Below are 20,503 nucleotides of genomic sequence, written 5' to 3' on the forward strand. Positions count from 1 at the left end.
CCTCACTAGGAACCGTTCCTTTTAAAAGACTGTTGATTCTTCCAAGGTAAAAGTCACATTCTCTTCAATCCACTTGCGGCGAGGTTCGACCTTGTCCCCCATGAGGGTGGACACGCGCCGTTCTGCGCGGGCGACATCATCGATGGAGACCCGAATCAGGGTGCGGGTGTCTGGGTCCATGGTGGTTTCCCAGAGCTGGTCGGCGTTCATTTCCCCTAGTCCTTTGTAGCGTTGGACAGTGGCGCCTTTACCGAAGCTTTGCCGGAGGGCTGTTAGTTCCTGGTCGGTCCAGGCGTAAGCGATTTCTTCTTTTTTGCCGCGCCCCTTAGACATCTTATAGAGGGGTGGGAGGGCGATGTAGACGCGACCGGCTTCAACGAGTGGACGCATGTAACGGTAGAAGAAGGTCAAGAGAAGGGTTTGAATGTGGGCACCGTCTGTGTCCGCATCGGTCATAATAATGACCTTATCGTAGTTGGCATCATCTAGATTAAAGTCTGCCCCGACTCCTGCACCGATGGTATAAATCATGGTGTTGATTTCTTCATTTTTCAAAATATCGGTCATCTTGGCCTTGGCTGTATTGATGACCTTCCCACGTAGGGGCAGGATGGCCTGGAATTTCCGATCCCGGCCTTGCTTGGCCGAACCACCAGCAGAATCCCCTTCGACGAGGAAGAGCTCATTCTTGGCAGCATTCTTGGATTGAGCAGGGGTTAACTTGCCCGATAGGAGACCCTTGTCCTTTTTCTTCTTACCAGACCGGCTGGCATCACGCGCCTTTCTTGCCGCCTCCCGAGCGTCACGCGCACGAATGGCCTTGCGAATCAAGTTGGCGGCCAATTCCCCATTTTCCATTAGAAAATAGGTTAATTGCTCACTCATGACCCCTTCCACAAAAGGCCGAGCCAGAGGGCTTCCCAGCTTATCCTTGGTTTGCCCTTCAAACTGCAAGTGCTCTTCGGGCACCAGCAGGGACAGCACTGCCGTCAGCCCCTCGCGGTAGTCGGAACCATCGAGGTTCTTCTCCTTCTCCTTGAGGAGGCCGGTCTTCCTTGCATAATCATTCATGGCCTTGGTCAGGGCCGTCTTGAGGCCGGTCTCATGGGTTCCCCCATCCTTGGTACGAACATTGTTCACAAAGGATAAAATATGGTCGGAATAACCATCATTGTATTGGAGCGCGACCTCAACTTGGAAGCCTTGATCTTCCCCTGTAAAATCTAAAATCGGTGTCAAGACCTCCTTCCCTTCGTTGAGGTAGGCCACAAAGTCTTGGACCCCATTCTCGTAATGGAAAGAAACTGCATCCCCAGTCCGCTCATCCTCCAGGCTTAAGGTGACATCCTTGAGCAAAAAGGCTGACTCATTCAAACGATCGGCAATGGTGCCAAACTTAAACTGAGTGGTCGAGAAGATAGCTGGATCCGGCATAAAATGCACCTTGGTCCCGGATTGGGACTTGGGAGCCTTACCAATCTTCATAAGCCCCGTTACAGGTGTCCCACCCTCTTCAAACCGCTGGCGGTACACCGCCCCGTCACGGGTAATCTCAACCTCCAACCACAGCGAGAGGGCATTAACAACCGATGAACCAACCCCGTGAAGACCCCCAGAAGTCTTATAACCACCCTGGCCAAATTTACCACCAGCATGAAGCACTGTAAAAATGACTTCAACCGTTGGCTTGCCCATGGCGTGCATTCCGACAGGCATCCCCCGTCCCTGGTCCGCAACAGAAATGGAGCCATCCTCGTGGATTCGTACATCAATGCGGTCTCCGAAACCAGACAGGGCCTCATCCACTGCATTGTCAACAATCTCCCAGACTAGGTGGTGCAAGCCCACTCCATCGGTTGAACCGATATACATCCCTGGACGCTTGCGAACAGCGTCCAAGCCTTCTAAGACCTGAATGGCATCATCATTATAGGCTGTCAAACTGACCTCTTTTTTTGCCATAGTGTCCTCCTTGTTTTCAGTACTTTCTATCTTACCAATTTTTCCTAGAATTGCAAATAAGGCTATTCTAAATCACAATAGAAATCCTAAACCGTTCCGCTTTTCAAAAACATCCCAAAATCAGAACAGGGACAAAATTTCTATCTAAACAGAAGTTATTTCATCTCAAAATCAAACCTCTATTTGAAAGGATGCGAATGGTCTGCTTGTGATTTTTAGACGGTATAAAACTCTTCATTTGGGTCATCTTTTTTGCCTGCCTCCTGCCCAACTGTGCTATACTATTCCTATGATTATCTTTTGCTTTCTTATCGCCTATCTGCTAGGCTCCATACCGACAGGATTTTGGATTGGCCAATACTTTTTTAACATTGATCTACGAACCGAAGGATCTGGTAATACCGGGACCACCAATACCTTCCGCGTGCTAGGTAAACAGGCGGGGATCATTACCTTTTTGGTGGATTTTTTTAAAGGGGCGCTCGCAACCTACTTGCCCATGCTCCTAGGACTCCCTGTTTCCCCTATTTTATTCGGTCTGGCAGCCGTTTTAGGCCACGTTTTTCCAGTGTTTGCCCAATTTAAGGGCGGAAAAGCCGTAGCGACCAGTGCTGGAGCTGTTTTCGCCTACTCCTTTGGCTTCTTTATCTACCTCGCCATTATTTTCTTTGGCATCCTCTACCTCTTCAGCATGATTTCCCTATCCAGCATGGCTGCAGCCATCTCAGCCATTCTCGGCGTGCTGATTTTCCCTGCCATTCATTTCCTCATTCCTCAATCCGATACAGCCTTCACCTTAACCATTATTGGCATCTCGCTTTTAATTTTGGTGCGCCACCGCAGCAATGTTGTTCGAATTATGGAAAAAACTGAAAATATTGTTCCCTGGGGAATCAATATTAGCCAGCAGAAACCCAAAAAGACTTCCTCAGAGAGCGAGGAAGAGTAATTTCTTCTTGACCCAGCTAAGATAAAACCACACTGTCATTTCAAGATTGGAAATGACAGTGTGGTTTTCATTTTTCCTCATACTACTTCCAAGCTAAAATCATTACTCAAACTATTTTGAATTCAAACTAAGTAGCAAGACGCAGGCATAGCTGAAGTTAGGCAAGTCCAAGCTAATGATCTTTGAAGAAAAATAGAAAGAGTATCAGCTTCTATCTTGGCAAAATCATCCCCATAGACTAACCCAGTTTCTTAATCCACTGGACCAGATGCGGATTTAAGGATTGATAAAAATCAACATCCGCAGCAGAAATCCAATCCCAATTGTCAAATTCGCTTCGGTCAATGGCCAAATCAGAGATATCTTCAACCTCTGCATAATAGAGATAAACAATTCGTTGATGGGCTTTATTGATAAAAATAGAATCTAAATAGTGAAAATGAACCACATCCAAATTCGTTTCTTCCTTGCATTCTCTGATCAGAGCCTCTTCAATTCCCTCATGGTATTTGACCTTGCCTCCGGGAATATTCCAAATATTGGGGGCAATTTTAGCAGTTGAGCTTCTCTTACAAAGCAGATAATCCCCCTTATAGTTTAGGAGCAACTCAACAGCAAACCGGAAATTCTCCTGTTTAAATCTCTGGGACCTGTTCAGCTGTAACTCAGCTAGTAAGGAAAGAGCTTCCTTCTGCTTCCGAATGCTGGAAGAAGAATCCTTATCTAAAAAATAATCCCTTAACTGGTCAAACTCAGCTACCTCAGCTTGTCCGAACTCGAAAACCTCAACAGGTTTACCGCCTATAATGGCAGTATTGCGGAAGACGCGGATTTGGAACTGATCAAATCCTCCTAGCTGATTCTTGTCTGTCCCTTCAGACGCCTGAAAGCCAAAGGCTTTGATGGTTATCAAGGGACCAACCGATATATCCAGCAATTCCTGTCTAACCTCCCTGTCTCCTTGATAGACATCCTCCGGTAGGTCAAACCAAGGCTCCGTCAACAAACCAGACTGAGCTAGTTCTAGACGGGCCCTTGTTAAACTATTTTCATCTGGATCTTGATAATCAATAATTGCTGAAATAGCCATTGCTTCAAGGTTTTTAAGGAGCTCTAAGTTATCATAGTGCTCCTCCTTCTCATAAACACCCACTTTTTCATGAAAAACCTTGCCAAAATACCGATAAAAATCATTAGGTCTGTAATCGGTTGACAGGAGAGATCTTTTTGAATAAGAAAAGCCATGCTCTTCGTTAATTTCGGTAAAAAATGCTAGCAGATCGAAAAACGGATAGCCACTGTGCAGCAGTTTTCCATAGCCATATTTGGAGGGAGCATTTTCTTGCACAAAGCTCTCACTGGGCATATTCCAGATTCCACCAGAATACGAAATGTCTATCTTGGTAATTGGAACCTGAAACTCTCCAACAACTTCACTGAGCAGTTCACGAATTTTCTGATAACCTTTGTGGGCTCGCTTTGGGGCTTGAATCTCAAACATTTTTGCTGAACTCTGTTCAAACTGTTCTAAGATTTCTTGGTACTCATCCATGATTGGACGATCACACATCACATCGATACCGTTTTTTAAACAGAAATCAAGATAGAGTTTAGAACCAGCGACATCTGTTGAGATCAGTGCCTTTTTAATAGCATTCTGAGTTACTTTTTCTTGTAACATCTGTTCATATTTTGAGAGTAAGATGTTTGAAGGTCCCATTAAACGATCAAGGAGTAGCAATTCATATTGAAGGCTTGTCTTGGATAATAGACTCTCTAATCGTGCTTTTTCCGTCAGAGAATCAACAATGATAACCTTATCAATCCACTTTTCTTTTGCCAAAAACTCCAAATACAGTCTTTGAGCATGACAACCTAGGCCAAACAAGATGCAATTCATATCTCAACCTACCTGAAAATTAATGAAACACTCATAAATATTTATTCATATGTGTTTATAGTATACCACAAAATCCAACGATTTTAGATTTTCTGCATATATTACCAAAAAGACCAAAAGATTCCAGAGTCAATCAAAACTCTGGAACCTTTTATATTCTAAATGACAAAAAAGTTGCGTGGAGCACAAGCCTTCCACACAACTATTCTAACAAGCTAGTCTAGGAAACAAGTGACAGACAGGACTAGAGCTATGGCAAAGCCAGTTGACAAGGTCAACTCAATGAAGCTTAGTTCTGTCCTACTCCCTTAATAGTCCTCATAGTGGGTGTACAACCACTCCAAATCCTGAATTTCCTCGGCCAATTGCTTGCCAATACTTGTATCTTTAACACGTTTACGTTCAGTCGCTCGTTCAATGAGCCGGTTTCTCGAAATAATGCCAGAATCACCTTTCAAGATACTTGTAACATTTTTAAAGGCCTTATGGGCAACCAACTCCAAACCGTAGCTGTTTGAAACCAGGGTATAGCCAGCTAAACCCGTTTGCTTCTGGTAACCTTTGGCAAAACCGCCATCGATTACCAAAAGTTTTCCTTCTGCTTTGATGGGATTTTCACCGTCAATTTCACGAACGGGAGTATGGCCATTTACGATATGGCTTTCCTTTTCTAAGCCAAATTCCTCCAAAATCCCTTCACAGATATCTGCTCGTTGGCGTAGCCTGTAATAAGCATTTTTTTCTTCCTTATGAGTCCCTTTATCTTCAATATAATAGCGTTCAAACGTTGTCATAGCTGCTTTACCAAACAGAGACGAACATTCCCCCACCCAAAGATACCAAAATAAATCTGTTGCCAAATCATTATCAACCGTAGGATTTCGGTAAGCTTGACGAATCTGTTCCTCATAAAAATCTAATAGGCTTTTACCTCGATAGAGGGCCTGTCCAATCCGTAAGGATTTAAAATCACCGTTATCATGCATTGGAATACATCCGTGATAGAGCAACATGTTATTATAGCTCAAGTACATAGAACCATGTTCAAACAGAAAGTCAACATGCCTCTTCAATCGCTCTGAGGCTAAAAAATTACGCCTTAACTGTTCAAGAATTTCCATCTCCTCGGATGTCAGTTGATCCGGTTTTTCAGGGTTGATACAAGTAACGTTAAAATCCCGCAGAGGATACATCTTTTCTCCAAGATGGATCCTTGTTTCCTTAAAATCGATTTTTCTAAACAAACGGCGATGGTCTAATTGGAAATCTGGTCGTCTTTCGATTAAAGCATCTTCCAATTTAAACTGCAAAACGGCAGTCGCCTGCTGCAGCTGGTTTAAGAGATTGCTCTCCTCTTCCGTAATATTCCCCTCATCAAGAATCGGTACAAAGGCTGGTTTTGGCTGATAATAGGCTTGGCTATAAGCGATGAGTGGTCTAAGGTTAATCCCATAGCTCTCCTCGATCAACCGTAAATTATTATATCTAGCTGAAATTCGAACAATGTTGATCATACAGATGAGAGAGCCCGACATGGCTCCCATCCAGGTTACATCGTGATTCCCCCACTGAACATCGACCGATCGCAAACTTGCCAGACGATCTAAAATCAAATCAGGTTCGGGTCCCCTATCAAAAATATCGCCAACAACATGTAGGTGATCAACAGCTAAACTTTGGATGACTTTCGATAGAGCCTCAACAAGATTTTCGAGCTGATCCAGTTGTACAATTTTATCAATCATCACTTGAAAATACTGCTCTTTATAGGCTGATCGCTCAATCTCAGCTACCAATTCTTCAATAATATAGCTAAACTGACTTGGAAGCAGCTTTCGTACCTTGGAGCGCGTGTATTTACTCCCCATGTACTGAAGTAATTTCACCAAGTTCGGCAAAACCTGCTCCAGATACTGCTCTACATAAATACTCCCACGGTATTCTCTCATAAGAGCTATTTGCTTTGTCGGATAATAGATCAGCAAGGCCATCTCATCTTTGTCAGAATCGGAAAGATCGTCGCCAAAATATTCATCAATTTTCTTCCGGATGATTCCCGAACCATTTCTTAAAAGATAGTCAAAAGCACCATACTCACCATGTAAATCACTCACAAAAAATTCTGTACCTTTTGGCAGATGTTGAATCGCTTCGAGGTTTATAATTTCCGTCATGACTGAGCTTTTATCCTTCAAGGATGATTTTAAAAGGCTGTAATATTTTTCCATAGGTTACCTCCATCTAATTCGCATCCATCGTAAAAAAGGTCTAGCCTAAACGATGAGACTAGACCTTTTCAATTGTGTGCCGTAATCAATATCATTTTTAGCTGGAAAAGGCGACAAGTACACGCTCCAGAGCTATAAATGAAGTATCATTATTTTCCTAGTTGAGGTCTAGTTCTTCCGACGCTTGCGTTGAACCATTCCCAGAGTTGCTAGGAAACCAAGTCCAAGAACTGCAGCTCCTGATGCATCTTCAGTACCAGTGTTTGGCAAGGACTTAGCTGCTGAGCTAGCCTTAGCTGTAGCTTGAACCTTAGCAGGTGCCTGGTAACTTGGGTTGTAACCCAAGGATACCCGTTTGGTAGCAGGTTTCCCTTGCTTTTGCGCAACTTGATCCTGTTTGGCTGGCTCTTCTGGTTTAGCTGGCTCTTCCGGCTTCGCTGGCTGCTCTGGTTTAGCCGGTTGTTCTGGCTTCGCTGACTGCTCTGGTTTAGCTGGCTCTTCTGGTTTCACTGGCTCTTCTGGTTTAGCGACTTCCTGCCAGTCTGGGATTCCATTGGCATTACTATCCAAAACGCTGGATGTAGCTACAATCCGTGAATTTGGATTCACTACAGTGTATTGATTGAGGTCAGCTGTTTTCAAAAATTCAGCAAAGACAGCGTCCATGGATGGTCCTTCTTCACGGGCACCACCGAGCATGTCATAACCATCACCACCTGCTGCAACGAAGTCATTGGTTGCAAGGTAGTAGGTTTTTTCCAAATCAAGATCTTGGTAAGTTTGTGTTTCTGGATCCAAGATTTGGATTTTCAGAATCCGTTCAGATGCTTCAAGGGTTGGGTCAAAGAAGACACGCGCACCAGAAACATGGAGGAAGAAACCGCTTGGCTCTAGCAATGGCAAACCATTCTCATCCAAGACAGGATTGCCATCGGCACCTTTCTGGTGAATCGCAGACAGCGAACGCTTGAACATGTCCTGAATTTGTTGACCCTTAACGGTGATTTGGGAAATCAAGTTTCCGAATGGGAGCACCGCAATCACATCACCCTTGGTAATGTCCTTATCTTTAGCGATGGTTTCACGCAGTCCACCCCCGTTGGTTACCGCTAGGTGACTTGGATTTTGGAAACCAGTTTGACCGTAAGCATAAAGGGCATCTGTGACAATGTTTCCAAGGTTGGTTTCACGAACCCGGACATTTTCCCGATTTCCTTTTAGTTCAACGGTATTATTGGCCCGAACGACTACAGCATTATCGGCGTCATAGGCCTCTTTGATCCGGCTCACCACTGCTGCAATTTCTGGATCTGCTTCAGCATTTTTCAAATCGGCTGCAGAAATCAAGCTGGTCTGACCAAGCAATTGATCGGATTTCAAAACGATTTTACCAATATTGTTGAGGTAAGAACCAGTTTGGTTATAGGTTACATTGCTACCGTAGGTCGCTGTTGCAACAGTATGGGAATGACCATCAATCAAGATGATACGCTTATCTTTCAAACTTTCATTTTTTGAAAGGGCTTCGGCCAAGCTATCGCCACGCCATTCCAGTGGTGTTGTTGCATCCACCCCAAGGTGGGCTAAGATTACATAGTTTTTATAAGACTTACCTTCAGCCTTAGCCTTGGCTTCGATCTCTGCGATTACATTTTGAACTTCTGCAATCGGCTCAGTAAAGGTTACACCGACCACATTATTCGGATGTGTTTTGGTTGCTGTTTCAGGTGTTGTGACCCCGATAACTACAAACTCATCTCCAGCAAGGTCTGGAGTTTTGTCCACAATGGTAGATGCCTTGAAGAGACGCGCTCCATCGATGTAGGTATTGGCAGAAAGGATTGGAAACTCAAGCAATTGCTCATAACGACGAAGTTGATCCAAACCAAAGTCGAACTCATGGTTTCCAACTGCAATCGCATCGTAGCCAACCATGTTAAGAATCTTCAAGCGTTCCTCACCCTTGCTAGAGTTAGAAATTGGGAGCCCTTGAAAGGCATCTCCAGCATCAACCACCAAGGTTGGCTGTTGCGCTTTTTCAGCCTTGATGACAGCGGCTGCTTTGGCATCACCGATAACATTCCGGTCTTCGACAATCCGCCCGTGAACATCATTCGTATGGAGAATTACTAAATCCTGAGCTGTTTGAGCAGGTTCAGCCTCCGCACTAGCAGCACGCGCTGTCACATCTTTTGGCTCAGCTTGAGCTTGCGCTTCGGCGACTTCCACTGCAGCTGTTTCAGGAACCTCCACGACTGGGGGTTGGGCAGCCAAACTTGCTGCAGGAGCAAAAGCTGGTTCAGCAGCAGGACTTTCAACCTGACTAACCGCTTCCGCTGGTTGTTCGGCGCTGACTTCGTCAGCAGCAACTCCTGTTGAGAGGAAGAGTGGGGCCAGGAGGCCAGCAGATACAAGTGGCAGCAATGCTTCTTTTTTCATTGATACAATCCTTTCCATTTTCTACACCTTATTATAGCACAAGAAAGAAAAAAAGCCGAACAAAATCAACATAACTTTTCCAAAAAAAGATGAACGTTCGGCTTTTATAAACAAAAACAGAAATAGAACTACTTATTCTTCGTCCTACTGATAAAAATGAACAGACCAATCCGTGAGTTCCTGTCCTTCATAGGCCATTTTGGCTGAGAACAGAGGTTTCTGGTCTAAAATCCACTGGAGAAAAAGATGATCTCCCTCCCAACTTGGTTTAGCGAGAACCTGATCATAGGGCACCCAGGCCAAAGTTCCTTCCGGACTCTCAATTTGCTCACCCGTAAAATCATGAACCCGATAAACATAGGTGTACCAGTCCGTCCCAGGCGTAAAAGACGGAAACGTGATCAGCCCAACCAGGTCCATGGCCTCGACCACATACCCAGTCTCCTCAAAGACCTCACGCTTGGCACACTCTTCCGGACTCTCACCCGCCTCGACCTTGCCACCAACACCAATCCACTTGCCCTCATGCACATCATTAGGCTTCTTATTCCGATACAGAAGCAAAAACTCCTGCCCATTATCCAAATAACAAATCGTTGCCAACTGCTGCTTCATGATTTCCCTCCTAACCAATCAATCGGCTCTGCCAAGAATGCATTCGCCTGGGAAAAAGGCCGACTTCCGAAGAAACCTCGATAGGCTGACAGAGGACTGGGATGGACCGCTTCCAAGACACCATGTCCCGGCCCAATTAAAGACTTTTTCCTTTGAGCAGACTTGCCCCATAGTATAAAAACCGCTACTTCTGTTTTCCGTCCCACAAGCGAAATCACGGCATCTGTTAAAGATTCCCAGATACGCCCTTGATGACTGTTAGCCTGACCAGCTGCGACCGTCAAAACGGTATTTAACAAAAGCACACCAGACCGAGCCCAGTCAGACAAGTCCGTCTCTTGCCGCACCCCCAGATCGGCTTCCAACTCCTTAAAAATATTGCGCAGAGAAGGCGGAGCCTTGATCCCAGCCGGAACCGAGAAACTCAAGCCATCTGCCTGCCCCTCCCCATGGTAGGGATCCTGACCCAAAATCACCACCCGCGTCTGAGCCAGACTGGTCAACTCAAAAGCCCGAAAAACAGCCTCCCGTTCTGGGAAAACACGATTATCTGCATAAACCTCATCCAGAAAAGTCTGAATCTGGTCAAAATAATCACTTCCCAGTTCCGCTAGCAAAGCGGGGTACCAGTCTGTTTGCTTCAATCTATCCATGCTTGTCATTTCGAATCCATCCCATACTTGATAAGGCTAAAATTTGTGGTAAAAACTGAATTAGATAACGAGTCTTACCCCCTTCAAAGACTTGTAAGAAGAGAAAACCACCCAAAACTGCCAGCATCACAAACTGCAGCTCCACCCGATCTCCAGCATAAGGCCGGCTAGCTCGCAACACTCCCCAGGCCAGGGCTAACCAGACCAGCTGTTTGACCCAAGCATAGAGCTGAAACTCAGGCCGATCATAGGAGATAAAATGCCGGCGGATCCAGGTGAAAAAGGCTTGCTGGCCAATTTCCTCATAGAGGGGAGACACATAAGGCGTTTTTTCCTTGGCCAAGTCTTCATAATAGATCCAATTCATCGTTCCGTTTTTCACAGTTCCTGCCTGTTTGACCTGGGTGTGTTCCAGGAAGGTCCAGGGAGTATAGGCTTGGAGGCGACGAACAATTTCCTTTTTGACATTCTCCTTAGCAAACATGCCATTATTATACTTCTCCCGCTCCTCCGGCTCCAAGTAGGCCAGCAAGCCTTCCTTCATGTCCTCTTGATCTGTCCCGGAATAGGTCAAGCCCAGATTGATGAAGAGGAGGGGCGTTTTTGCCAAACCTTCTCCTTCAATTAATTGCACCTCATCTTGATGCGCCATCATCTGTTGCACCGGAAAGCTCAGCAAGGCAAAGCCCAAACCAAAGAAACTAAGGCCCAAAAGACATTTCTTCCATTCTTTGGTAAAAAATAACATTAAAAAGAGGGCTAGAATCGTCACTAAAACGGTTGGTCTGAGAAAATAGGCTAGGGCCGTCAACAGGCCTAGTTGCAAGGCCAAACGAATAATCAGCGGGGTCATCTGTCGCGCCTTCAGCAGGCCTAAAGCAAAGAAAAATTGCAGGCTAATCAGGGGCAGTGCCAGCATATCTGTATACATGGCCATAAAGAAAGGCGACGCCACCAGCAAGGCTGTATAAAAGAGAAAAACCAGATCTGCCCGCTTGCGTCCCCAAAAGCTCTCGACTCCCTTAAAGAGAATCAAGGCTGTACCATTGGTCGCCAGTAGATTGATCCCCTGTAAGACCCAAAGGGCATTCATCCCAAAGACCTTAAAAAAACAACGCTCATAGAGAAACAAGGGAAGGTTATTGGGGTTGCGCGTGAGGTAACTGGCAATCGAGAGCGGCTTGGAGAGCTCAAAGGCTCCTAAAAAGACAACCGCTGCATCCCGCCGAATCAAGAGCTGGGCTGACAAGAGCAATAGGATTTGAAAAGCCGTCAAAATCAAAATCACTGCAAGCTTATGCCGGTCTAAAAAATCATAGATCCGCTTCCAAAAAGCCGGTTGCTTATAGATCCAAAAAAATAGACCCAGGGCAGCCGGCATGGTCAGCCACCAAGGCTGGCTCAAATTGACAAAAGCAATCAACACCCAATGCACCGCTAGAATCAGTAAAAAAATCTGCAATAGTCTCGTTAAGACCTGATAAAGTTTGGACATGTCCTTCCGTCCTTTCCACACTAAGAGGGATTATCGGGGGCAGCAAGGAATAGGAAAAGAATCTTCCCCTTTGAACTGCCTCCAGTCTTCTCGACAATACACTTCGAGGCCGGGCATGGCCCAGCCTCTTGTTTCATTAAGCCAACTTCGCAGCAATCTCTTCGGCAAATTTTTCGAGATTTTCAATATCTTCGTCTTCGGCAGCCAAATCAACTTTAACACTTTCGGAAATCTTTTCAGCACCAATTTCAGCAAAAACCTGATCAAAATCATCAACTGCTTTACAGAACTCATCGTAGAAGGTATCCCCAGAGCCAACTACTCCATAATATTTGCCTTCAAGGTTTACATCTTTAAGATCCTCATAGAAGTCCACAATCTCATCTGGCAACTCACCATCCCCGTAAGTATAGGAAGCCACGATAGCCACATCAGCCTCGAGAAAACCCTCTGCTTCAACCATTGTACACTCATCAATAGCCACATCCACACCAAGATCTCGTAATTTATCGGCAACAATGTCCGCAATTTCTTCTGTATTTCCTGTCATACTTGCGTAGACAATTTTTGCTAATGCCATAAGTTCCTCCTCTTTATACCTAATCAGAATACTCCACAAACTCAATTTTTGAAAATGAGCATTCCTCGTTCGCTTTACATTATATCACAAGTAATCTGAAAGTTTGCATTGCTCCTCCCTTATGTTAAAATGGAAAAAAAGCAAAAAGGAATCACTATGGAAGCAATTGTTGAAAAAATACTGGAAAAGATTACCCAGTACGAGAAAATTATCATCCACCGGCATATCCGCCCAGACCTCGATGCTATCGGTAGCCAGGTTGGCCTGCAGAACCTCCTCCTCCTCAACTATCCCGAGAAAAAAATCCTAGTAACCGGCTACGACGAACCCAACCTCCACTGGCTAGCCGGTATGAACTATGTCGCCGACGAGGACTACCAAGACGCCCTCGTTATTGTCTGTGACACCGCCAACCGGGAACGAATTGATGACCAGCGCTATCAAAACGGAAAAGAGCTGATTAAAATCGACCACCACCCGGATGATGCCCCCTACGGCGATATTTCCTGGGTCGATCCCCAAGCCTCATCCACCAGTGAAATGATCACGCGCTTCTCCCGTGAAGCCAAGCTTCTCATGGACGTTCAAACCGCTCGTCTACTCTATGCGGGGATCGTCGGCGACACCGGCCGTTTCCTCTTCCCTTCAACCTCCAGCTTGACCTTTGAAATGGCTGCCTACCTGCGCCAATTCTCTATTGACTTCAGCGACCTGTCTCGCCAAATGGACACCATCAGCCTTGAAATTGCCAAACTCCAGGGCTATGTCTATGACAACCTTGAAATCGACGAAAACGGAGCTGCGCGTGTGACCATCCGGCAGGATCTCCTCAAACAACTCAAGCTCAAAGAAACCGACACCTCTACGGTAGTCGGAGCTCCTGGACGAATTAAAGATGTCCAAAGCTGGGGCGTCTTTGTCGAGCAAGAAGATGGCGGCTACCGAGTTCGCCTCCGCTCCAAAAGGATCCCTATCAATGACATTGCCAAACAGCATGACGGAGGGGGCCATCCCCTCGCCAGCGGAGCCAACTCCGCTAATCTAGCCGAAAATGATCAAATCTACTCTGAAATTCAAGATTTACTGAAAAAAAGTCAGAAATAAATCAAAAAAACTTGCCAAAGCCCATCACATTTGGTAAACTAGCTAGGTAATAATCTATGGCTCGCAAAGAGACCATGGCAGAAAGGATTTTTTAACATCATGAAAAAAGATATCCATCCAGAATATCGCCCTGTTGTCTTCATGGACACATCTACTGGTTACAAGTTCCTTAGCGGTTCTACAAAGAGCTCTAACGAAACTGTTGAATTTGAAGGTGAAACTTACCCAATGATCCGTGTTGAGATTTCATCAGACTCACACCCATTCTACACTGGACGCCAAAAGTTCACACAAGCAGATGGACGTGTGGATCGTTTCAACAAAAAATACGGTCTCAAATAAGTCTCAAAAACCAGCCAAAATGGCTGGTTTTTTTGCTTCTCTAACAAAAGTATTTAGCAAAAAAGAGGCCTAACGACCTCCTTCTCACAGCTTACTGCAGCAATTCTTGAACAGGCTCGAACACAATCCGCTCAAGATCACTGAGGTAAACTCCCAATTGCTGTTCCTTAGCAAAGAAATTGGATACAAGCTCATTACTTTGAATTTTCTCAGAGAACTCGCGCATCCGCCCTTCGAAATCCCCTTCAGGAGCTTGCCCCATTTGCGCCATCCGTTGCAATTCATTTTGAAATTGAATGTACTCCTCAAAAATAGCTTGGGCTTCCGGATTTTGGCCAATCTCTTTCTTAGCCTGAACGACCGCTTGGTATTCAGGTAAACCACGAAGACGACGATTCAACTCATTTGCGACATCATAAATATTAGACATATGATTTTCTCCTTTTTATACATCATAAACTAGTTTCCTAAAAGAAAACTTGATTAGGCAAAGACAATTGACAGGCCAATAATGGCTAAAACCAAAAGGGTAATCGCCAGATACAGGCGGTCTTTTTCCTGGTAGAAAAAGATCAGGGAAATCAGCACCCGGAGGATAGGCGTTAGCAGCAAGGTCCAAGCACCAAGCAAGAGAGTCAGCTGACTGACTTGCTCCAAGCCCAGGACATGTAAGAAACTACCCAGAGCCAAGAGAATCACTGTTAACACCAAACCGATCCGTAGCAAGGCTTGAATACTCGTTTTGATGGACTGCATCTTATCCTCCTAATCCCCTGAGAAACATTTGGACCCCTGTCACCAACAGTACCAAGACAAACAAGACCCGTAGAAAGGCCACCGGAATTCGAGGCATCAACCGGCTTCCCAAGGTCGAACCAGCAATGACTCCAAGAACAATCGGTGCCACAATGGGCAACTCAACCGAACCTTGACTAAAGTAGAAGATGGCGGAAGAAACTCCCGTAACCCCCATCATGAAATTAGCGGTTGCGGATGATACTTTCAGGGGTAGGCCCATCACATTATCCATCGCCAAAACCTTAAAGGCTCCTGCTCCAATCCCCAAGAGGGCGGACGCAACACCGGCTAAAAACATAATAAAGGATCCCAGAGGAATATTGGCTGCCTGGTAATCGACCTGGGTCTTACTTTGCAAATCCTGGTAAGAACCACTGAGGGACTTTTGCAGGAGATTTGGTTCTTTTTGAACAGCACTCTGCAAATGGTGGGTCTCCCCACCCCTTATTTTTTTCCACATGGTATAGGCTTGATAAAACATCAGCAAACCATAGAGGATAAAAAGGAATTGACCTTGCACCAGCCTCGACAAAAGCGCACCGACAAAGGCTCCAATGGTCGTAAAAATCTCCAAGTACATGGCCAATCGCAGGTTGAGCAAGTCATCCTCCAAGTAAGCCAGGGCGGATCCCGCACTGGTCCCGAGGACTGCAAAGATGGAGACGACAACCGCCACCTTAATGTCATAACCCAGGGCAATGGTCAAGATTGGCGTTAAAATGATACCACCACCCAAACCCAAAAGAGAGCCTAGCAGACCTGCCAAGATACCGATACTGATAAAGATTCCAAACTCAAGCATGAGTCACCTCCCTTGAGCCCGAACTACTCAGAATCCGCATCATCGATGGCTTCCAGAATCTGTCGTGTTTTATGCAGGGATAACTGCCCCAAAGCACTTGGAGTCTCCAGCGCTGCAAAAGTCCAGGCAGATCCCGTTAAATCACCCGTTAACCGTGTCCAAACCCCTAATTTTCCAGTCGCAATCGTCACATACTCCTGCTCTGGATTCAAGGTCTTAAAACCACGCGTATAATTCATAAGATCCAGCACATCTTGTTCATGCTGGGGCTGAACTGCAACCTTGACAATTCGAGGATTCAGAGCCGTCAACTCGGATAAAATTTCCATTAAATTATCAGGAGTTTCCTCATAGTTATGATAGGTCAAGACCAAATTTGAAAAATCCAATACCTGCTCAAATTCTTCACGATAGGCATAGAACTCAAAATCAATATACTCTGGTTGGTACAAGGTCTGAATCTCCCGTAGAATAGACACATACTCCGGTCCACTCAACTCCATCTTTCCACCCTGACGCGTCGTTCGCAAAGTGAAAATAATTTCGCGACCTGCAAATTTTTCAAAAATAGCTGGAGCTAGGGCGATAATATCCTCCTTCTTGGGACTATAATCTGCCCGCCACTCAATAATATCCACCGAATCAAAGCGGTCGGTGTCCAATGCCTGTACATCTTCTAGGCTGGTCGGCATGATTGGTACAACTAACTTCATTCATCCACCCTTATCTGTATAACTTTTAAATAATTACTTGTCGGCTCCTCGGCATAACTTGGGAAATCCTGCGGTAGACGGTAAACCTTCTCAATTGTATAAGAAGTCTCCCCCATTCCTTTTTGAATCTCCTGCTTGAATTTGTCCAAAGACAACTGAGCAGCATTTGTGCTGAGTAGCATTTTTCCTTGCGGAGCTAAAATTTTAAGTGACTCTTCCACCAAACGATGGTAATCCTTGCTGACAGAAAAGACTTGTTTTTTATTCCGGGCAAAACTTGGAGGGTCAATAATAATGACATCAAAGGTCAAACCCTTCCGCGCCGCATAACGCAGGTACTCAAAAGTATCCATCACCACCAAGGCATGAGAGTCAAGTCCCATCCCATTTGCCTGAAAATGCGCCTGGGACAACTCCCGACTGCGCTTGGCAAGGTCGACCGAAACTGTTTCAACCGCTCCGCCAGCTATAGCTGCCACTGAAAAGGCAGCTGTATAGGAAAAGAGATTTAACACACGCTGCCCCTGCGCCAAGCCCTGAGCCAGATCCTTGCGAACCTCATGCTGGTCCAAAAAAATCCCCGTCATCCAGCCATCATCAAGAAAAACCTGATAGCGGACACCATTTTCAGCAATCAAAAAGTGATCAGGAGCCGTCTCCCCATAGAGATGGGCCGTTTCATAACCAGGCCCCTGGAAGCGCACCTTTTCATAGGCACCCAGACACTCGGGATAAATCGCTTGAAAACAAGCAATAATATCCTCTTTCTGTTGGAAAACAAAAGCGTTATACCAAGAAAAGAGCAGATAGTCTCCGTACAAGTCAACCGTCAGACCCGGGAGACCATCTCCCTCCTGGTTAAAAACCCGAAAGGCTGTGGTCCCTGTGTCCTGCAAATAGGCTTGTCGCTTCTCCTTTGCAGCTGCGACTAGAGCCTGTAACCCAAAGTCCGCCCAGGTCACGGACTCCCGTGATAAAACCCAGCCAAGACCCTTATTTTGTTTAGCAAGGTAGCCTGAAGCCAAAAACTCGCCATGTTGATTGTAGAAATGTACAAACTCATTGTCTAAATCAGTTGGTTTTAGGTCCTTCTCATTCAGAAGAATTCTTCCCCGTTCAACCTCTAGTTGACACTTCTTTGATAGAACTGCTTGTTTCATATCTTCAATTATAACAAAATTTACAGAACAATTGGACAAAATTCTCTTTTTCGAGTAGTCCTATTCCCTATTTCCTCCATCTCCAGCCTGCAAACTTAACCGATTCTTAAAAATAAACCACCCTTATCTTGATTCTGGTTTCCCTCTTTCATTTTGTGATATAATCAAGTTTGAAACAAAATTGGGAGGATTCCCAAAAATAACTGTCTCATCCATAATGGATACATGGACAAAGTAAGGAAATTATTCCGTGAGAAAACTAACACAAACACTTCTAACAACCATGAGTAGTCGATTGGGCTTAGTCTTTATTCTCCTAATCCTCTACTGGTTCAAAAGCATCGTTGCCTATTTCCTCAATTTTAATCTGGATATTCAGCTCGGAAATATGCAAGGGTTTTACCAATTGGCCCTGGCCATTCTCAACCCACTACCGCTGGGACTCCTGTTATTAGGACTTCCTTTTTATGCCAAACCGACCAAAGTCTACTACCCGCTCTTAGCCATTATGTACCTAGTACTCTTCTCTTGGCTTTTCTCCAATGTTATTTACTACAGGGAATTCTCAGACTTTATTACGCTCAATACCATGCTCGCTTCCAGCAGTGTTTCCGCAGGTTTGGGAGATGCAGCGGCCAAGCTCTTTCGACCATTCGACCTGCTCTATTTGTTGGATATTCCACTTATTGTTTACCTTTTCTGGAAGAAAAAGGTCACTTTTGATGATCGTCCGCTCAGCCTCAATGCTAGCTTTGCGATCACCTCTTTATCCACCATGCTCTTCTCGGCCAATCTGTTCTTTGCCGAAGTTGATCGTCCGGAGCTATTGAGCCGTGGCTTCTCCAACTATTATGTAGTCCGTGCATTGGGACTTCCAGCCTTCTTTGGTTATAGTGCCAACCAGACCTACCAGGCGGATAAGGAACGGGCCAAGGCTTCCGAAACCGATTTAGAACCTGTTTTGGAGTATATCAAGGAGCACAATGCAGAACCGAACCCCGCAACCTTCGGAATTGCCAAGGGGCGGAATGTGATTTATCTCCATTTGGAGTCTTTCCAACAATTTTTAATAGATTACAAACTCAAGTCTGATAATCAAGAATACGAAGTGACTCCTTTTATTAACTCACTCTATCATTCAAACGAAAGTTTCGCCTTCTCCAATATTTTCAACCAAGTTAAGGCTGGAAAAACATCTGATGCTGAAACCATGATTGAATCGGGCTTATTTGGACTCAACCAAGGATCCTTCATGGTCAACTACGGAGGAACCAATACCCAGCAAGCGGCACCGCATATTCTGGCTCAAACTGGCGATTATACTTCTGCTGTTTTCCATGGAAACATTGGAAGTTTCTGGAACCGAAACACAACTTACAAACAATGGGGCTACAACTATTTCTTCGATCAATCCTATATGAGTAAGGCCACTAGTGAAAATTCCTTCCAGTACGGCTTGAATGATAAAATCATGTTCAAGGACTCTATTAAGTACCTCGAACATATGCAACAACCCTTCTATGTAAAATACTTAACGGTTTCCAACCATTACCCTTATACCACCAGCTTGATTGGCGATGAACAAGGATTCCCCTTGGCAGAAACCAAGGATGAAACCATCAATGGTTATTTCGCCACAGCTAACTACCTTGACTCAGCCATTAAATCCTTCTTTGACTATCTCAAAGAAACTGGCTTATATGAAAATTCAGTCATTGTCCTCTATGGTGACCACTATGGAATTTCCAATTCACGGAACCCATCCTTGGCTCCCCTATTAGACAAAAATCCTGAAACCTGGTCTTCTTATGACAATGCCATGTTGCAACGGATTCCCTACATTGTTGTCGTACCCGGCATGCAAGATGGAGCTGTCATCGACACCTATGGTGGCCAAATCGATATGTTACCAACCCTGGAACACCTGCTTGGAATCAACTCCAGCAACTTCCTCCAAGTTGGACAGGATCTCTTATCACCTGACCACGAGCAGATTGTAGCCTTCCGCTCCAGTAACTACTTTGTAACTCCAGAGTACACGTCCTATTCCGGTCGGACCTACTACACTGCTACTGGAGAAGAGATTACCACTCCTGACGACTCCACCCAGAAAGCTATTGATGATGCCAGAGATAAGGCCAATAAACAGCTCTCTATCTCAGACATGATTCAAACAGGGGACCTCCTCCGCTTCTATAGTGAGAACCGCCTGGGCAAACCAGATGTAAGTAAGATCAATTACAATAAGGCCATGGATCAACTGCTAAAAATTGAAAAAGAAAAAGGCCAAACATCCAGCAGCTTGTTTAGCCAACGTCAATCCAGCACCATTGATCTCTTTGATTCCCCAACATACAAGGCCCTACACCCGGAACAATTCCTGGAAGATAGCGATTCAAGTAGCTCATCCAGTTCCAGCCAAGAAGAGGCAGAAGAATAACCAAAACTGAAAGGACTTAGCCAATAGCGTTAAGTCCTTTTATCAGGTTCTTTGTCAAGTTGTGTGGAATCCCTGAAAACTGACAATATAGAATAAAGACAATCTTCCTTCCTCCCCTCCTTAGAGGGGAGGGATTTTTAGATAGAGTGGACAGCAGGAGTCTGCATCCAGTAAATTCTGGCAAATAGATGCTCATGTTTTCGAAATCCGAAAGCAGAACGTTTCAACAACTTAATCTTATTATTGGTTCCTTCAACGAGACCGTTATTGTAGGGTACCGATAAAGCCAAGCGTATACTTTCTTCCTTTTTCAAAAGAAAAGC

The 20,503-nt window shown here is 45.0% G+C and carries 18 protein-coding genes; 4 read left to right on the plus strand and 14 right to left on the minus strand.

The window, feature by feature from the left end; translation table 11 throughout:
• Positions 1-21: 21 nt before the first annotated feature.
• Positions 22-1,962: a DNA topoisomerase IV subunit B gene (gene parE / locus E5983_RS00775; protein WP_160332042.1), complete on the minus strand. Its 1,941-nt coding sequence runs from the start codon at positions 1,960-1,962 to the stop codon at positions 22-24.
• A 289-nt stretch (positions 1,963-2,251) separates the two neighbouring features.
• On the opposite strand from parE, the gene plsY reads away from it, so the two are divergent.
• Positions 2,252-2,911 carry a glycerol-3-phosphate 1-O-acyltransferase PlsY gene (gene plsY / locus E5983_RS00780; protein WP_160332043.1) on the plus strand — a complete coding sequence of 220 codons (660 nt, stop codon included), beginning with the start codon at positions 2,252-2,254 and terminating at the stop codon, positions 2,909-2,911.
• Positions 2,912-3,149: 238 nt separating this feature from the next.
• On the opposite strand, the gene E5983_RS00785 is transcribed toward plsY, so the two are convergent.
• The 7 genes from E5983_RS00785 to E5983_RS00815 form a co-directional block, all read right to left on the minus strand.
• Positions 3,150-4,754, minus strand: coding sequence for an NUDIX domain-containing protein (locus tag E5983_RS00785; RefSeq protein WP_160332044.1), 1,605 nt, complete (start codon positions 4,752-4,754; stop codon positions 3,150-3,152).
• Positions 4,755-5,119: 365 nt separating this feature from the next.
• Entirely contained in the window at positions 5,120-7,039 is a 1,920-nt protein-coding gene (locus tag E5983_RS00790; RefSeq protein WP_160332045.1) for a fructose-1,6-bisphosphatase, read from the minus strand.
• Between the two features lie 168 nt (positions 7,040-7,207).
• A complete protein-coding gene (nt5e, locus tag E5983_RS00795; RefSeq protein WP_160332046.1) occupies positions 7,208-9,478 on the minus strand; it encodes a cell surface ecto-5'-nucleotidase Nt5e in 2,271 nt (756 codons plus the stop codon).
• 144 nt (positions 9,479-9,622) lie between these two features.
• Positions 9,623-10,093: an NUDIX hydrolase gene (locus E5983_RS00800; protein WP_160332047.1), complete on the minus strand. Its 471-nt coding sequence runs from the start codon at positions 10,091-10,093 to the stop codon at positions 9,623-9,625.
• Positions 10,090-10,737 (minus strand): uracil-DNA glycosylase, encoded by a 648-nt coding sequence (locus E5983_RS00805; protein WP_414486742.1) that lies wholly within the window; start codon positions 10,735-10,737, stop codon positions 10,090-10,092. Before E5983_RS00805 ends, E5983_RS00800 begins: the two co-directional genes overlap by 4 nt.
• A 1-nt stretch (position 10,738) precedes the next feature.
• Positions 10,739-12,241 (minus strand): glycosyltransferase family protein, encoded by a 1,503-nt coding sequence (locus tag E5983_RS00810; protein ID WP_160332049.1) that lies wholly within the window; start codon positions 12,239-12,241, stop codon positions 10,739-10,741.
• Positions 12,242-12,377: 136 nt separating this feature from the next.
• Positions 12,378-12,821 carry a flavodoxin gene (locus E5983_RS00815; RefSeq protein WP_160332050.1) on the minus strand — a complete coding sequence of 148 codons (444 nt, stop codon included), beginning with the start codon at positions 12,819-12,821 and terminating at the stop codon, positions 12,378-12,380.
• A gap of 156 nt (positions 12,822-12,977) precedes the next feature.
• Between E5983_RS00815 and E5983_RS00820 the strand changes: the two genes are divergently transcribed.
• Entirely contained in the window at positions 12,978-13,925 is a 948-nt protein-coding gene (locus E5983_RS00820; protein WP_160332051.1) for a DHH family phosphoesterase, read from the plus strand.
• Positions 13,926-14,024: 99 nt separating this feature from the next.
• The gene (locus tag E5983_RS00825; RefSeq protein ID WP_160332052.1) at positions 14,025-14,267 is read left to right on the plus strand and encodes a type B 50S ribosomal protein L31; all 243 of its coding nucleotides are present in this window, start codon (positions 14,025-14,027) and stop codon (positions 14,265-14,267) included.
• A gap of 91 nt (positions 14,268-14,358) precedes the next feature.
• Here the strand turns inward: E5983_RS00825 and E5983_RS00830 are convergent, their stop codons facing one another.
• From E5983_RS00830 to E5983_RS00850, 5 genes are read right to left on the minus strand one after another with little or no spacing between them, the layout of a single operon-like run.
• Complete coding sequence (locus E5983_RS00830; RefSeq protein ID WP_160332053.1) at positions 14,359-14,697, minus strand: YlbF/YmcA family competence regulator; 339 nt, start codon at positions 14,695-14,697, stop codon at positions 14,359-14,361.
• Between the two features lie 53 nt (positions 14,698-14,750).
• Positions 14,751-15,023: a DUF1634 domain-containing protein gene (locus E5983_RS00835; protein ID WP_160332054.1), complete on the minus strand. Its 273-nt coding sequence runs from the start codon at positions 15,021-15,023 to the stop codon at positions 14,751-14,753.
• A 1-nt stretch (position 15,024) separates the two neighbouring features.
• The gene (locus E5983_RS00840; RefSeq protein ID WP_160332055.1) at positions 15,025-15,867 is read right to left on the minus strand and encodes a sulfite exporter TauE/SafE family protein; all 843 of its coding nucleotides are present in this window, start codon (positions 15,865-15,867) and stop codon (positions 15,025-15,027) included.
• Positions 15,868-15,890: 23 nt separating this feature from the next.
• Complete coding sequence (locus E5983_RS00845; RefSeq protein WP_160332056.1) at positions 15,891-16,580, minus strand: type I 3-dehydroquinate dehydratase; 690 nt, start codon at positions 16,578-16,580, stop codon at positions 15,891-15,893.
• On the minus strand, positions 16,577-17,740 hold the full coding sequence (locus E5983_RS00850) for a class I SAM-dependent rRNA methyltransferase (RefSeq protein ID WP_160332057.1): 1,164 nt from the start codon (positions 17,738-17,740) through the stop codon (positions 16,577-16,579). Before E5983_RS00850 ends, E5983_RS00845 begins: the two co-directional genes overlap by 4 nt.
• A gap of 250 nt (positions 17,741-17,990) precedes the next feature.
• Here E5983_RS00850 and E5983_RS00855 point away from each other — a divergent pair, with 250 nt between their 5' ends.
• Positions 17,991-20,180 carry an LTA synthase family protein gene (locus tag E5983_RS00855; RefSeq protein ID WP_331251084.1) on the plus strand — a complete coding sequence of 730 codons (2,190 nt, stop codon included), beginning with the start codon at positions 17,991-17,993 and terminating at the stop codon, positions 20,178-20,180.
• Positions 20,181-20,317: 137 nt separating this feature from the next.
• Here E5983_RS00855 and E5983_RS00860 read toward each other — a convergent pair.
• Positions 20,318-20,503: transposase (locus E5983_RS00860; RefSeq protein WP_160332058.1), on the minus strand; the 186-nt coding region annotated here is incomplete at its 5' end.

It is taken from the genome of Streptococcus danieliae (assembly GCF_009767945.1).
GTDB classification, from domain to species: domain Bacteria; phylum Bacillota; class Bacilli; order Lactobacillales; family Streptococcaceae; genus Streptococcus; species Streptococcus danieliae.

What these genes read in the sequence shown, in the direction of transcription:
- parE (WP_160332042.1), bottom strand. Translation starts at nt 1,962, where the DNA reads ATGGCAAAAAAAGAGGTCAGTTTGACAGCCTATAATGATGATGCCATT.
- plsY (WP_160332043.1), top strand. Translation starts at nt 2,252, where the DNA reads ATGATTATCTTTTGCTTTCTTATCGCCTATCTGCTAGGCTCCATACCG.
- E5983_RS00790 (WP_160332045.1), bottom strand. Translation starts at nt 7,039, where the DNA reads ATGGAAAAATATTACAGCCTTTTAAAATCATCCTTGAAGGATAAAAGC.
- nt5e (WP_160332046.1), bottom strand. Translation starts at nt 9,478, where the DNA reads ATGAAAAAAGAAGCATTGCTGCCACTTGTATCTGCTGGCCTCCTGGCC.
- E5983_RS00800 (WP_160332047.1), bottom strand. Translation starts at nt 10,093, where the DNA reads ATGAAGCAGCAGTTGGCAACGATTTGTTATTTGGATAATGGGCAGGAG.
- E5983_RS00810 (WP_160332049.1), bottom strand. Translation starts at nt 12,241, where the DNA reads ATGTCCAAACTTTATCAGGTCTTAACGAGACTATTGCAGATTTTTTTA.
- E5983_RS00815 (WP_160332050.1), bottom strand. Translation starts at nt 12,821, where the DNA reads ATGGCATTAGCAAAAATTGTCTACGCAAGTATGACAGGAAATACAGAA.
- E5983_RS00820 (WP_160332051.1), top strand. Translation starts at nt 12,978, where the DNA reads ATGGAAGCAATTGTTGAAAAAATACTGGAAAAGATTACCCAGTACGAG.
- E5983_RS00825 (WP_160332052.1), top strand. Translation starts at nt 14,025, where the DNA reads ATGAAAAAAGATATCCATCCAGAATATCGCCCTGTTGTCTTCATGGAC.
- E5983_RS00830 (WP_160332053.1), bottom strand. Translation starts at nt 14,697, where the DNA reads ATGTCTAATATTTATGATGTCGCAAATGAGTTGAATCGTCGTCTTCGT.
- E5983_RS00835 (WP_160332054.1), bottom strand. Translation starts at nt 15,023, where the DNA reads ATGCAGTCCATCAAAACGAGTATTCAAGCCTTGCTACGGATCGGTTTG.
- E5983_RS00840 (WP_160332055.1), bottom strand. Translation starts at nt 15,867, where the DNA reads ATGCTTGAGTTTGGAATCTTTATCAGTATCGGTATCTTGGCAGGTCTG.
- E5983_RS00845 (WP_160332056.1), bottom strand. Translation starts at nt 16,580, where the DNA reads ATGAAGTTAGTTGTACCAATCATGCCGACCAGCCTAGAAGATGTACAG.
- E5983_RS00850 (WP_160332057.1), bottom strand. Translation starts at nt 17,740, where the DNA reads ATGAAACAAGCAGTTCTATCAAAGAAGTGTCAACTAGAGGTTGAACGG.